This is a genomic window from Actinoplanes rectilineatus, assembly GCF_000962825.1.
GTDB classification, from domain to species: domain Bacteria; phylum Actinomycetota; class Actinomycetes; order Mycobacteriales; family Micromonosporaceae; genus Actinoplanes; species Actinoplanes rectilineatus.
The window spans coordinates 1-201 of the sequence record NZ_JZKF01000312.1 but is presented as its reverse complement, the minus strand read 5'-3'; the positions used below and the strand labels follow the sequence as shown (position 1 = coordinate 201).

The window sequence follows — 201 nt, the reverse complement described above, 5'->3', positions numbered from 1 at the left end:
GTTCAGGTCGGGCTTGTCGGCGTTGCGGCCGATCGCCGTCTCGATCCGGTTGATCGTCGCGAACCGCTTGTCCTCCAGCGGGCCGAGGATCGCGTTCTGGATGAAGTTCGCGCCGCCCTGACCCTCGGTGCTGATGATCCGGGCGTTCGCCTCGTCGATCTGGGTCTGCAGCAGCTCCAGGTTGCGGTCCACCTCGGCCTG

Annotated in this window: 1 pseudogene; it reads right to left on the bottom strand. The window is 66.7% G+C overall.

Annotation, left to right across the window (positions count from 1 at the left end):
- Positions 1-201: pseudogene (locus WH85_RS46525) on the bottom strand (hypothetical protein); the annotation flags it as partial.